At 64.7% G+C, this 13,026-nt stretch carries 9 protein-coding genes and 1 pseudogene; 4 read left to right on the forward strand and 6 right to left on the reverse strand.

What is annotated here, in order from left to right; translation table 11 throughout:
• The 3 genes from QZY48_RS01285 to brxL all read left to right on the forward strand — a co-directional run.
• Positions 1–502, forward strand: a 502-nt coding sequence (locus QZY48_RS01285) for a DUF3368 domain-containing protein (RefSeq protein WP_295426671.1), incomplete at its 5' end; no start/stop codon positions are given.
• Between the two features lie 128 nt (positions 503–630).
• Complete coding sequence (pglZ, locus tag QZY48_RS01290; RefSeq protein ID WP_295426674.1) at positions 631–2,970, forward strand: BREX-1 system phosphatase PglZ type B; 2,340 nt, start codon at positions 631–633, stop codon at positions 2,968–2,970.
• Positions 2,971–3,213: 243 nt separating this feature from the next.
• On the forward strand, positions 3,214–5,259 hold the full coding sequence (brxL, locus tag QZY48_RS01295) for a protease Lon-related BREX system protein BrxL (RefSeq protein WP_295426677.1): 2,046 nt from the start codon (positions 3,214–3,216) through the stop codon (positions 5,257–5,259).
• Between the two features lie 289 nt (positions 5,260–5,548).
• Here brxL and QZY48_RS01300 read toward each other — a convergent pair whose 3' ends face one another.
• The 6 genes and pseudogenes from QZY48_RS01300 to parC all read right to left on the reverse strand — a co-directional run bounded on the left by QZY48_RS01300 (position 5,549) and on the right by parC (position 11,463).
• Positions 5,549–6,574: a Fic family protein gene (locus tag QZY48_RS01300; RefSeq protein ID WP_295426678.1), complete on the reverse strand. Its 1,026-nt coding sequence runs from the start codon at positions 6,572–6,574 to the stop codon at positions 5,549–5,551.
• Between the two features lie 81 nt (positions 6,575–6,655).
• Positions 6,656–7,000: a UPF0175 family protein gene (locus QZY48_RS01305; protein WP_295426681.1), complete on the reverse strand. Its 345-nt coding sequence runs from the start codon at positions 6,998–7,000 to the stop codon at positions 6,656–6,658.
• A 680-nt stretch (positions 7,001–7,680) separates the two neighbouring features.
• Positions 7,681–7,875 carry an SEC-C metal-binding domain-containing protein gene (locus QZY48_RS34545; RefSeq protein WP_366929621.1) on the reverse strand — a complete coding sequence of 65 codons (195 nt, stop codon included), beginning with the start codon at positions 7,873–7,875 and terminating at the stop codon, positions 7,681–7,683.
• Positions 7,876–7,956: 81 nt separating this feature from the next.
• Positions 7,957–8,511: pseudogene (locus tag QZY48_RS01310) on the reverse strand (nitroreductase).
• A gap of 112 nt (positions 8,512–8,623) precedes the next feature.
• On the reverse strand, positions 8,624–8,752 hold the full coding sequence (locus QZY48_RS01315; protein ID WP_295426683.1) for an HIT domain-containing protein: 129 nt from the start codon (positions 8,750–8,752) through the stop codon (positions 8,624–8,626).
• Positions 8,753–9,213: 461 nt separating this feature from the next.
• Positions 9,214–11,463, reverse strand: a complete 2,250-nt coding sequence (gene parC / locus QZY48_RS01320; protein ID WP_295426685.1) for a DNA topoisomerase IV subunit A — start codon at positions 11,461–11,463, stop codon at positions 9,214–9,216.
• A 213-nt stretch (positions 11,464–11,676) separates the two neighbouring features.
• Between parC and QZY48_RS01325 the strand changes: the two genes are divergently transcribed.
• Positions 11,677–12,633 carry a DUF4351 domain-containing protein gene (locus QZY48_RS01325; RefSeq protein WP_295426688.1) on the forward strand — a complete coding sequence of 319 codons (957 nt, stop codon included), beginning with the start codon at positions 11,677–11,679 and terminating at the stop codon, positions 12,631–12,633.
• Positions 12,634–13,026 lie beyond the last annotated feature (393 nt).

Genomic DNA, 13,026 nt, shown 5'->3' on the forward strand with positions numbered 1-13,026 from the left:
CAGGCATCCCTTGTCTGAGGTCATCTGCAACACCTCGCCGCTCCAGTATCTGCACCAGATCGGGCAACTGGACCTGCTGCCGCGGCTGGTGGGCCGGGTCATCGTCCCGACCACGGTGGCTGAGGAGCTCAGCGACGGCCGACGGCTGGGTTGCGATCTGCCGGTACCCGAAGACCTGGCATGGATCGACCTGCGTCCACCGCCCCATGTGCGACTGCTCCGGCTGGTTGCGGCACTCGGTCCCGGCGAAACAGGGGTTCTGGCACTCGCGCTGGACTGTCGAGATCCGGTGGTGATCTTGGACGATGCGCTTGCCCGTCGCCACGCCAGCTTGCTGGGCCTGCGTCTCACCGGCACCCTTGGAATCCTGCTGGATGCCAAACGCGCCGGGTTGATCGCGTCTGTCACGCCCCTGATCGACGAGCTACAACGCCGGGGCTTTCGATTGAGCCACCCGACCCGATGCGCTGTGCTCCGAGCGGCGGGCGAACCCCTTCCCTGACCAGAGATACCCATGCAATTCTCCTCCAGTCTGTTTCTGATGCTCGCCATGGCGGTGGCCGCGGCGCCCATGGCGCATGCCGAAGGGGCAGAGGGCAGGGCCGCAAAGCTCAAGGGCAAGGGGGCGCCATGAGCACTCTCAAACAAGCGCTGCTGCAAAGCCTCGCGACCAGCGCCAAGGTCAACCGTTCCGTTCTGGCCAGGCCGGCCGCGGTGCTGTGGACCGACGCCGAATCGGCCTGGCGGGCGCTCTTCCCCGCATTGCGCCCGGACCTGCCTGGTCTGCTTCAACTGGGCGCATTCAATGCGGAGCAGGCGCAGGGGCCGGCCATCTGGCTCAAGTGTGCGGTTGCCGGGCTATTTCCGGAGATCGTGCCGGCCGATGCCCTGTGCGTCATCTACCTGCCCGGGGTAAGCCGGGCCGACCTGCGCGCCATCGAAAGCTGCCCGCGCGATCTCCAACCGCTGGCGGAGTTGCAGTATCGCGGTGTGTTCTGGAGTCAGCTCAATGGTAAGGACTGGACGATCAATGCCTTCCTGACCTCCAGGAACGGTGGCCTGGGCCTGGACGTGGCGCAGGACAAAGCCACGCAAGAGGCGTTGGGCCAGGCCCTGGCCGCCGGCGTGCTGCTGGACCGGCAGGTGGAAGACCTGAAGGGCCGCCAGATCAACGCCGAATGGCTGCACAGCCTCCTGGCGCCGAACCCGACGCGGGACATGTTGGTGTGGATGGACGATCCCGATACGGCACAGGCGCAATGGGGAAGCGTCCGCTGGGACCTGTTCCTGAAGCGCTGCAAGGCTGACTTCGGCTTCCATCCGGTGAGCGACGGGCCATTGGCCGCCGCCGAGCGGCTGGCCAAAGGGGAAGGCAAGTGGTCGGCCGTGGCGGAACTCTACCGCGATTCGTTCGCGAGCTTCCCCAAGGTCTACGGACTGCTTCTGAAGGTTACGCCGCCGAAGCAGCAGGATTTGTTCGACGCCCCCGGGGCGCTCGCCGGCTATCCCCAGGTGAACGAGCAGCGGGAGGCGGCCCTGCGGTACGCGCTGGCGGCGTGCGGCGCCATGACCGGACCTCACGCGCGCGCGGCCATTCTGGCGGCCGAGCAGGGCCACGCGGTGCGCCGCGACTGGCTGTGGACGCGCATGGGCCAGTCGCCGCTAGGGGTGGCCCTGGCTCACCTGGCCGAGGTGGCCGCGCGCAGCGCGCAACTGCCGACCGGTTCGGTCCCCGATCAGTTGGCCCAGGGCTACCAGGACAGCGGGTGGCAGGTAGACGCCGCGGCGCTCCGGGTATTGGGGGCCGTCCAGACCAAGGCGGATCTGGATGCGGTGTCCGCGGCGCTGCGCGCCGTCTATCTACCCTGGGTTGAGGAGTCTGCCAGGCGGCTGCAGACTGCCCTGATGGCGTCAGGCGGGTTCGACGCAGCCGGGGTGGCGTCGGACGCCACAACTGTTCCGGCGGCTGGGGTCTGCACGGTCTTTGTGGACGGTTTGCGTTACGACGTGGCGGTCGCACTCAAGGAGCGTCTGGCCGTCATCGGCAAGGTGAACTTGCAGGCGCGCTGGACCAGCCTGCCGTCGGTAACGGCGTCCGGCAAGGCCTGGTGTTCTCCGGTCGCGCACCTGGTGTCCGGCGACCAGACCGACCAGGAGTTCGAGCCACGGATCGCGGCTGACGGCAAGCCGCTGTCCGGACACCACTTCCGCAAGCTGCTGGCCGACCACGGCATCCAACCCCTGGACACCCATGAGACCGGCGACCCGTCAGGCAAGGCCTGGACCGAGGCCGGCGATCTCGATCACTATGGCCATGCCCATGGGGTGCGGCTGGCCCGCGACCTCGACACCCAACTGGCCCAGGTGCTGGAGCGCATCTGCGAGCTCCAGCAGGCGGGGTGGAAGCACTTGCGCATCGTGACCGATCACGGCTGGCTCTTGATGCCTGGCGGTCTGCCCAAGTCCGAGCTGGCCACGCACGAGACCGAGACGAAATGGGGGCGCTGCGCCGTCCTCAAGGACAATGCACACGGCACGCCGCTCACCTTTGGCTGGAGTTGGTGCGACGCTGTGCAGGTGGCCTATGCACCTGGCGTATCCTGTTTCATCGCCGGGGTCGACTACGCCCATGGGGGCTTGAGCCTTCAGGAGTGCCTGGTGCCGGTGCTGTCGCTGGAGGTCGAGGGCACCGCGGCGGCGGCGGTGACGGCCGACATCCGCGCCGTGACCTGGAAGGGCCTGCGCTGTCTGGTGGAGGTGGATACCATGGCCGAAGGGCTCCAGGTCGACATCCGAACCAAGGCGGCGCTGGCTTCCACTTCGCTGGTGGCTAGCCGGAAAGGCTTGGAAGGTGGCAAGGCCAATCTGGCGGTTGCCGACGACGATCAGGAGGGCTCGGCGGCCGTGGTGGTCGTGCTGGGCCCCGGCGGCGAGGTCGTGCAGAAGATGGCGACCACGGTCGGGGCCTAGACGCACGGCCTCGATCGCCATCCCGGCCAGCTTGCGTAGTCAGGGCTTCCAGCCCTGACCATTTGCGTAGTCAGGGCTTCCAGCCCTGACGTCTTGCGTAGTCAGGGCTTCCAGCCCTGACGATGTCAGGCCAAGATGTCAGGCCAGGATGGCCTGACTACGCACAGGCCTGACTACGCACACCGACTACGCGCCCGGCGAGTTCGACTGGCGGGAACGACGAACGAAAAGAGGACATCCTCAATGCAACTCGACGACCTGGACCGGAAAGCGGCGACCGCCTTCGATGGCTATGTCGTGCGCAAAGACCTGGTCCGCACCTTCAGCCGGCAGTTCCCGGTCCCTACCTATGTCGTGGAGTTCCTGCTCGGTCGCTATTGCGCGACCATCGACGAGGCGGAGATTCAAGAGGGGTTGGACATCGTCCAGCGGCAACTCGGCTCCCGCACGGTGAAGGCGGGCGAGGAGGAACTGTTCAAGGCGCGCGCACGTGAGTCGGGGTCGGTCAAGATCATCGACATCATCACGGCGCGCCTGGACGCGAAGACCGACTCCTATGTCGCGACCCTGCCCAGCCTGCGACTGACGGATGTCCGGCTGACCCCGGAGATGGTCACGGACAATGAGCGGATGCTGACGGGCGGCTTCTACGCCGAGATTACGTTGAGTTATGACGCCTCGACCGCGCAGGAAAAGGGTGGGCGGCCCTTTGGCGTCGACTCCCTGCGCGCCATCCAGTTGTCCAAGCGTGAGGTCTTGGACGTGCTGGCCAAGGGACGACAGGACTTTTCCACTTCGCAGTGGCGCGACCTGTTGCTGCGCAGCGTCGGTTTCGAGCCGGGCACCCTGTCCGAACGCGCCAAGGATGCCCTGCTGCTGCGCATGGTGCCGTTCGTCGAGCGCAACTACAACATGGTCGAGTTGGGGCCCCGCGGCACCGGCAAGTCGCACCTGTTCCAGCAGGTGTCGCCTTATGCCCATCTGATCTCGGGCGGCAAAGCCACGGTGGCGCGCATGTTCGTCAACAACTCCACCGGCCAACGCGGCCTGGTGTGTCAGTACGACGTGGTCTGCTTCGACGAGGTATCGGGCGTCTCCTTCGACCAGAAGGACGGTGTCAACATCATGAAGGGCTATATGGAGAGCGGTGAGTTTTCGCGCGGCAAGGAGAGCATCCGCGCCGATGGCTCGGTGGTCATGGTTGGCAACTTCGAGGTGGACGTGGAGCACCAGCAGCGCATCGGTCACCTGTTCGGTCCGCTGCCGCCCGAGATGCGCAACGACACCGCCTTCATGGACCGCATCCACTGTTTCCTGCCGGGCTGGGACCTGCCCAAGCTGAATCCGGGCCTCTTCACCCAGCACTTCGGTTTAGTGAGCGATTTTCTGTCGGAGTGTTTTACCCAACTGCGCAACGGCAGTCGTGTGTCGGTGCTTCAGGGGCGCGTGTTCTGGGGGGGTGCCCTGTCCGGCCGCGACATCAACGGCGTCAACAAGACCGTCAGTGGGCTGCTCAAGTTGCTGCAACCGGATGCCGGCGCCTCGGTCAGCGACGAGGACCTGGAGTGGGCGGTGCGCCTCGCCCTGGAGGTGCGGCGCCGCGTCAAGGAACAGCAGAAGCGCATTGGCGCCGCGGAGTTTCGCAACACGCACTTCAGCTACACGATGGGCGCCGAGGGCGTCGAGAAATTCGTGGCGACGCCCGAGCTGCAAAGCCAGGGTGAAATCGGCGACGAGCCCCTGGAGTGCGGCCAGATCTGGACCCTGAGCCCCGGCGGGCAGGACGAGCATCCGGGGCTCTTCCGGCTGGAGGTGACCGAAGGCCCGGGCAGCGGGGTGCGGGTGCTGAATAACCCGGTGCCACCTGCGTTCAAGGAGTCGATCCGGTGTGCCGAGCAGAACCTCTACGCGCGCTCGCAGCAGCTGGTCGGCGACCGGGACCCGCGAGCACATGAGTTTTCGGTGCAACTGCGGGGGTTCGACGCAGCGAAGTCCGGTGCCAAGACCGCGGTGGCGGCGTTGATCGCGCTGTCGAGCGCACTGCTGAAGAAGTCGGTCCGCGGCGGACTGGTGGTCGTCGGCGAGGTGACACTCGGCGGCACCATCGAGCCGATTCACAACGCCGTCACGCTGGCCGAGTTGGCGGTCGAGAAAGGTGCCAAGTCGCTGCTCTTGCCCGTCGCGTGCCGCCGACAGCTGTTTGACCTGTCGGACGAGATGGCCACGAAGCTGGACATCGAGTTTTATCAGGACGGTCGGGACGCGCTGCTCAAGGCGTTAGCGGACTGAAGGCCAGTTGGTCGCGCAGGGGGAACTGTCCGTTGCAATGGGCCCAGGTAATGGCCTTGGGCCATTCTTCGGCCATTTAGTCCGGAAAAATGGCGCAACAAATGGAACGGCGCATTCGCTGGGTCCCATCGCCGCCGTTGGCCATGCAGACGGCCATTTCGACCACCTGGTCCACCGCCTTCTCGCGGCTGCGCTCGGGCCACTCTTTGAAATCCAGATCCTGATCCTCCAGGGCATCCGCGGGTGCTGCGTCCAGCCCCGCTAAGTCAGGCTACGGCGATCACACCGGCTATCGGTGAATGTCCTGGGCAAAGTCCTGTGCCGCCTCTTGTCCTGACCGGGTCAGACGGTATTGCTGTCTGGGACTCGTCGGCGTGTCGGGGTGTGTCTGTTCCAGCCAACCGGCGGCGAGCGCCGGTTGCAGATAGTCGTAGAGAAAGGTTGGGCGATGGGACATTCTTAGCATTAGCATCAACGACTTGGCCGAGTAGCAGCCGTCCCCCACCGACGCCAGTAGTCGCCGAACTTGTTCGGTAGCTTGTACGGTTGCTTGTTCGGTCGGGTGGGCACTCAGGGCCTCACGGATCACCCCCAACATGAAGGCGATAAAGGGCGTCGATGCGCCCTCGCGGGTACTGTCGGCCAGCGCCCGATAATAATCGTCCTGATGGGCATGGACGATGCTCTCGACCGGCAGATCGGCAAACAGCGGTTTCCAGCGGCTCAGGATCAGGCTTTGCCATAGCCGACCCATGCGCCCGTTGCCGTCGTCAAAGGGGTGGATGAATTCGAACTCGTAATGGAAGACACAACTGGCGATCATGGGGTGGACCTCGCACCCGTGCAGCCAGCCGAAGAGGCCCTCCATCAAGCCGCGGACGCGGCTGGCCGGTGGAGCCATGTGGACCACGACGCTACCCGACATGACCCCGACACCACCGCTGCGATAAGCGCCAGGCCGCTCCACCAGGCCGGCCATCAGCAGGGCATGGGCGGCGAGCAGGTCATCCTCCAACGCTGGGTTCCAGGTCGCGAATCGGTCGTAGGCCAGCAGCGCGTTGCGAACCTCCTGGACCTCACGGGGCGGGGCAATCACCCGCCTCCCTTCCAGGATCGCGGTGATCTGCTGCTCGCTCAAGGTATTGCCTTCAATCGCCAGCGAGCCCTGAATGGTACGTATGCGATTGATACGCCGCAGTCGCAGGGCGGCGGAATCCGCGGCCTGGGCATACTGGCCGACCCGCTCGGCGATGTCGGCGATGAGCGCGACGATGGCGGGGGTGATCGCGAAGGGTGGTGAATAGGGAGCGACCATGGGCTTCGACTCAATCCCGCGTTGCGCAGAGCCACGGCAGCCCGTCGATCCCCGCCAGGTCGATCAGGGGGCTTAAGTCGGTCAGGACGAGGCGAGCCATGATTCCAGTGTATCCAGGTCTCGTTCGGCCTCCTGCGCGTCCAGCCTCACCACGGCAATCCCCAGGCGGGAGAGGTGCACCACGAACTCGCCCAACGCCATGTCGGCCAACTGGGCGGCACGCGCCAGCGACAGGTTGCCGTCACGCAACAGCACGGTGGCCAGGGCTGGTCTGACGCCCTTCGCGTCCAACTCGCCCGCGAGCCCGACCCCGACTAACAGCGCATCGGGTTTGTCCAGGCTCATGACCACGAGCAAGTCTCGGTGCGACTTGCTCAGGGCCTCGCTGGGATTGTTCTTGAGTCCGCTGACGTTGACGGTCTCCATGCCTGGCTCCCGTGGGGATATCTGATGGAAATAATCTTAGCAGAGATACGCGCCGCTTCCGCGTGCCTTTCTGAGTCACAGCAGCGTGGGGCAGGATGCCTCCCACTGTCTTGGCCGACGGGAAGATGCTTTCGGTGAGCACCTTCCATGTGTTGCCATCAAGCCCAGGCCCTTCTGAGCATCCTCGGGCAGTGCCAGCCGGCCGGCAGCGAGACGGGTTTAGGAGCCTTCAGTTTGAGCTCATGGGATACCTCGCTTGGTGATGTCAGGGGTGGACAGTCCGCCCCTGATCATCCATGGGCGAACCCCCTTTATGCGAGGGAGCAGGCAGCACGGAACGATCGGTTATAGGTATAATCGCCCTAATTCTTTGCGGATGCAGATGAGAGTCGACCGCCTGTAGTCGGAAACCGGGCCCCACCTGTAGCTCAATGTTGCCAGCCTGCTTCGTTTATATGCATAAGCGCCCGATATGGACTACCAAGTCGTCTTTGACATCACCTCTGCCGGTTACAAGAGCTGGCCCTTCCCCGCATTTGGTCTTGCTCGCTCCGCCATATTTTTCCGAGTGGCCCCCGCAGGATCGCACACTTTGGCGGTGTAAGTAGCCGTCGGATTAGGTGGAACGAGGTACTGGTCTTAAGATGTTGGCGTTTCGGCGTTGAGCTAAAGCCGGTGGTTCAACGCCCACAACAGAGCTTGTACTTCCTCCCGCTGCCACACGGGCAGGGCTCATTTCGCCCAGTGCCCGCATATTTCTTGACGAGGCGCCGCGGTGCTGGCGGTGGAATCTCATGGCCGGGCACAATGCGCGAGGGAGCCATAGCACCGACCTGGTTCATGCTTGGAAACAACTCCTGGTGTCGCAGGATCATCGAAGCGAAAGTGCTCGCTGCAACTGCTCTGGCGAACCGTCACTCGCATCGAGCAGGGGCTGTGCGAAACGAGTCATAGCGTCAGCAATGGCACCCATAGAACGATTTCTCCGGAATGTAATGGTTTAACGATTGGTTGAGTGAGGCCAGCGGGCAGGTATCCAGACCTCGCGCCTTGGCTGCGAGCATGACATTCTGGAGAAACATCCCGTAGTCCAGCCAACTGCCCTGTCCCATGACATCAGCGATCGTGAAAATCAACCCGACCGGTGCGTCGAAGAACTTGTAGTTCCGGGCGTGTTGCTCGTGCATCCGTTTGGCGTCGCCTTTCTGAATGTCCAGCAGACGGTAAAGTTCAAAACCGATCTTACGACGGCGATCGATGTACGGTGACACCCACTTCTTCGGGTAATACTGAAAAGGGTCGCTGTGCGTCGATGCCTCCTCTGGATCGTCAAAGGCGGCGAGCAAGCGCTCGCTCAGGCCGGTCTTGCTCTGCCCGGTCAATACCCATGCATTCCATGGCTAAATGTTGGTGCCCGAAGGGGCTCGGGAAGCGATCGAGAGAATGTCCTCCACTACTTCTCTGGAAACAGGAGTGGACAGGAAGGCGCGACAGGAGTAACGGCTGTTCATCACCTGATCGACTGCACTCTGGATGAAGGAGGTCACGGCCGGAAATCCTCTAATTCTTCCGCGTCAAGGTCTTATGGCAGCTTGAATGTTCGCCGCAAAGGCCTTGAGGTCTTCAGGTATGGCCCGGACTGGCCGGCTGGATATCCATGAAGGCCAAGGTCTGTTCGTCCTCATGCACTCTGACCGCCGGGATGTCTCCTCGAACGATGCCACAAAAGACGCAGTTGGTGTGGTCGGACATGGCGGAAACTCGCTGTGACGGTTGCTCTAGGCTAACGTCAGACGGTGAGGATTTCCAGGCGCAGTGGCTCTTGGTTGTCTCCTAACCTGCCGCCCGGTCACAGCTCTGAGCGCGAATGGTCGCTGACTTCCGAGCGTTCGGTGCTGTCGGCAGCACCTCCCGGCGGACCTCCGGGGGCATCCGGACCACGCCGAACAGTTCGTCCAGGCACACCAGTCCGTCGATCCGGGCAAGGCCGATCAGCGGGCTTAAGTCGGTCGGGACGAGGCGATCCGTGTCTGATTTCGGCGGCGGTCCTCGACTGGGCCTGCTATCTGGACGACAGGACGCTGTGCGGATTTTGTGTGGCACGGAGTGCGGCGACATGCCTTGTGATGCACAAACCGGCACAGACCCGCGCCGACGAGTTCGGCCGTCTCGCCCGACGCCTCACGCAGGGCTATTGACGCGGCGCGGCGCCATCAGTCCACCGTCAACCCATCCACCCGCTGAAACCCCCGCGGCAACGGCTTACCGCGCCGCCCGCGCTCGCCCTGATAGAGGTCCAAATCCGTCGGCTTGAGGGTGAAGGTCCGCTTGCCGGAGGCGATGATGAGGCTCCCGCCCTCACGCACCACCGCGGCGGCGACCAGCCAGTCCTGCCGCTCGGTGCCCTTGGCGGCAGGGATGCTGATGATCTTGTTGCCCTTGCCGCGGGGCATCTCGGGCAGATCGGAGACCGGGAAGACCAGCAGGTGGCCGCTGTTGGTGACGGCGGCCAGGCGGGGGTTCGGCAGGTCCGGGATCGGCATGGGCGGCAGCACCCGGGCGCCCGCGGGCAGGGTGAGCACCGCCTTGCCGCCCTTGGGCTTGGCGTAGAGTTCCTCCATCCGCACGATGAAGCCGTAGCCGGCGTCGCTGGCGAGCAGCAACCGGGTCTGGGGGGGCTCGCCCAACACGGCGACGAAGCTCGCCCCCTTGGGCGGGTCGAGCCGCCCGGTCAGGGGCTCCCCCTGGCCGCGGGCCGACGGCAGGGTGTGGGCCGGGAGGCAGTAGCTGCGCCCGGTGCTGTCCAGGAACACGGCGGTCTGATTGCTGCGCAGGCGGGCGGCGGTGAGGAACTGGTCGCCGGAGCGGTAGCTCAAGGCCACGGCGTCGATCTCGTGGCCCTTGGCGGCGCGCACCCAGCCCTTCTCGGACAGGACCACGGTCACCGGCTCGCTCGGCGACACCTCGGTCTCGTCCAGGGCCGCGGCGGCGGTCCGCGCGACCAGGGGGGAGCGGCGCGCATCGCCGTACTTCGCCGCGTCGGCGATGATCTCGTCGCGGATCAGGTGCTTCAGCCGTGACTCCTCATTCAGGATGCCCTGGAGTTCGTCGCGCTCGACGGCCAGTTCCGCCTGCTCACCGCGGATCTTCATCTCCTCCAGGCGGGCGAGCTGGCGCAGCCGGGTGTTGAGGACGTACTCGGCCTGGGTGTCGCTGAGCGCGAAGCGTTCGATCAGGACCGGCTTGGGCTCGTCCTGGGTGCGGATGATGCGGATCACCTCATCGATGTTGAGATAGGCGATCAGCAGGCCTTCCAACAGGTGCAGTCGGTCCAGGACCTTGCCGAGCCGGTGCTCCAGGCGGCGGCGCACGGTGGCGGTGCGAAAGGTCAGCCACTCGCCCAGGATCTCCTTGAGATCCATGACCCGCGGTCGACCGTTGCCGGCCACCAGGTTCAGATTGACCCGGTAGCTGCGCTCAAGATCCGTGGTGGCAAACAGATGCGACATGAGCCGCTCGATGTCCACCCGGTTGGAGCGCGGGACTATGACCAGCCGGGTCGGGAACTCGTGGTCCGACTCGTCCCGGAAGTCCTCGATCATCGGCAGCTTCTTGGCGTTGAACTGGGCGGCGATCTGCTCCATCAGCCGCTCGCCTGAGACCTGATAGGGCAGCGCGGTGATGACGACATCCCCCTGCTCCACCTCGTAGCGGGCGCGCTGGCGCAGGCTCCCGTTGCCGGTCTCGTAGATCTTGAGGAGTTCCGCGGGCGTCGTGATGATCTCACCGGCGGTCGGAAAATCGGGACCGGGGACATGGACGGTCAGGTCGGCGACCGTCGCGTCCGGGTGGTCGAGCAGGTGGATGCAGGCGCGCGCCACCTCGCGCAGGTTGTGGGAGGGGATGTCGGTCGCCATGCCGACCGCGATCCCGCTGGCCCCGTTGAGCAGCAGATTGGGCAGGCGCGCGGGCAGGAGCTTCGGCTCCTCCAGGGTCCCGTCGAAGTTGGGCTGCCAGTCCACCGTCCCCTGGTCCAGTTCGCCCAGCAGCAGCTCCGCGTAGGGCGTCAGACGCGACTCGGTGTAGCGCATGGCTGCAAAAGACTTGGGGTTGTCCGGCGAGCCCCAGTTGCCCTGCCCGTCGATCAGCGGATAGCGGTAGCTGAAGGGCTGGGCCATCAGCACCATGGCCTCATAGCAGGCGCTGTCGCCGTGCGGGTGGAACTTGCCCAGCACGTCGCCCACGGTGCGCGCCGACTTCTTGAACTTGGCCGCCGCCGAGAGCCCCAGTTCAGACATCGCGTAGAGGATGCGCCGCTGCACGGGCTTCAACCCATCGCCCACATAGGGCAGGGCGCGGTCCAGAATCACGTACATGGAGTAGTCCAGGTACGCCTTCTCGGTAAAAACGGCCAGGGGCTGGCGCTCCAGGCCCTCGGCGTTGTAGATCAGGGTGTCCGTCATGCTCAGTCCGGTGGGCGGGGGTCAGCCGTGCATGATGCGGCAAGCGGGGGCTGGGACCAAGGGGGGCGGGCACTTCGGACACCTGTCGGCTTCCCGGCCTCGGCGGTTGTGACCGAGCATCGTCGCCAAGCCGCTGCCGTGCTGGACTGCGCCCCTGAGATCCTGTAGCAATATCAGCCCGGCCCCCCAGTGCCGACATGACGAGGACCGACCATGGCCGATGAAACCAAGCAGCCGCTACCCGCCGACGACTACGACACCCCCTGGAAGGACGCCCTGGAGCACCACTTCCCGGAATTTCTTGCCTTCTATTTTCCGGACGCTCACGCCGGGATCGACTGGAGCCGGGGCTACCAGTTTCTCGACAAGGAACTGGCTCAGGTCACCAAGGACGCCGAGTTGGGTAAGCGTTACGTGGACAAGCTGGTCGCCGTCCACCGCCATGACGGCGCAGAGGACTGGGTCTACATCCATATCGAGATCCAGGGCGGCCACGACAGCGCTTTCGCCAAGCGGATGTTTGTCTACAACTATCGGCTCTTTGAACGCTACGACCGGCCGGTCGCCAGCCTCGCGGTCCTGGCGGACGACAGCCCCGACTGGCGCCCGAGCACCTACGGCTACGAGTTGTTTGGTTGCCGACACTTCTTGGAGTATCCGCTGGTCAAGTTGATCGACCACGCCGCGCGACTCGACGCCCTGCTGGAGGACCCCAACCCCTTCGCCATCGTCACCGCCGCGCACCTGCTGACCCGCCAAACCCGCGGTGACGCCGAGCGGAGATACGCGGCAAAATGGCGGTTGACGCGGCTACTCTACGAACGGGACTGGGACCGCCAGCGGATCATCGATCTGTATTTTGTCATTGACTGGATGATGTATCTGCCGCCCGGGCTTCAGGACAAGCTTTGGCAGGAGATCAGCACCCTGGAGCGAAACAAGACCATGCCCTACGTGTCATCTGTCGAACGCATCGGTTACCAGCGAGGCCGCCGCGAGGAGGCAGGCGCTTTGGTGTGTCGGCTGCTCAAGCGTCGCTTCGGCCCGCTCCCCCAAGACTTTGAGGATCGAATCGCTACGCTGCCGCTGGAGCGGATCGAAAGCCTCATTGAGGACCAGGTGGACTTCAGCGCGCTCGCCAACCTGGATACGTGGCTGCAACGCCACTGATCCCCGAGCCCGGTGACGATCAGGGGCTGGCGCCAGGCCCTCGGCATTGTAGATCAGGGTGTCCGTCATCCCCAGTTGCGTATTCCACGCAAACTGGACAGCCGTTCCACCGCAAACTGGACACCTGTTCCGCCGCAAACTGGACGGCTGTTCCAGGTCAAACTGGACCGTCGGAGCGAAGCGCCGCGCGGGGGTGATGCTGTTTACGCTGTGATGGGTCCCGCCGTCAATGCGCGGTGGCGCGTGCCGGTGCTGGTTGGGGTCGGACGGGGGCCATCCGGCGGCCGTCGCAACGTTGAAAAAGTTGATTGTTGTTGCGCCGCAGGCGTCCTCAGCCAGCGCTGTGGCCCGCGCGGCGCAGTGTGGGCAAAGGGTGAATGAGTGGGGGCAAGC

The sequence above is a fragment of the uncultured Thiodictyon sp. genome (assembly GCF_903828115.1).
In the GTDB taxonomy this organism is placed as follows: domain Bacteria; phylum Pseudomonadota; class Gammaproteobacteria; order Chromatiales; family Chromatiaceae; genus Thiodictyon.

Coding starts and splice junctions, on each gene's coding strand:
- parC (WP_295426685.1), bottom strand. CDS start 11,463: ATGACGGACACCCTGATCTACAACGCCGAGGGCCTGGAGCGCCAGCCC.
- QZY48_RS01315 (WP_295426683.1), bottom strand. CDS start 8,752: ATGTCCGACCACACCAACTGCGTCTTTTGTGGCATCGTTCGAGGAGAC.
- QZY48_RS34545 (WP_366929621.1), bottom strand. CDS start 7,875: ATGATCCTGCGACACCAGGAGTTGTTTCCAAGCATGAACCAGGTCGGT.
- brxL (WP_295426677.1), top strand. CDS start 3,214: ATGCAACTCGACGACCTGGACCGGAAAGCGGCGACCGCCTTCGATGGC.
- QZY48_RS01325 (WP_295426688.1), top strand. CDS start 11,677: ATGGCCGATGAAACCAAGCAGCCGCTACCCGCCGACGACTACGACACC.
- QZY48_RS01300 (WP_295426678.1), bottom strand. CDS start 6,574: ATGGTCGCTCCCTATTCACCACCCTTCGCGATCACCCCCGCCATCGTC.
- QZY48_RS01305 (WP_295426681.1), bottom strand. CDS start 7,000: ATGGAGACCGTCAACGTCAGCGGACTCAAGAACAATCCCAGCGAGGCC.
- pglZ (WP_295426674.1), top strand. CDS start 631: ATGAGCACTCTCAAACAAGCGCTGCTGCAAAGCCTCGCGACCAGCGCC.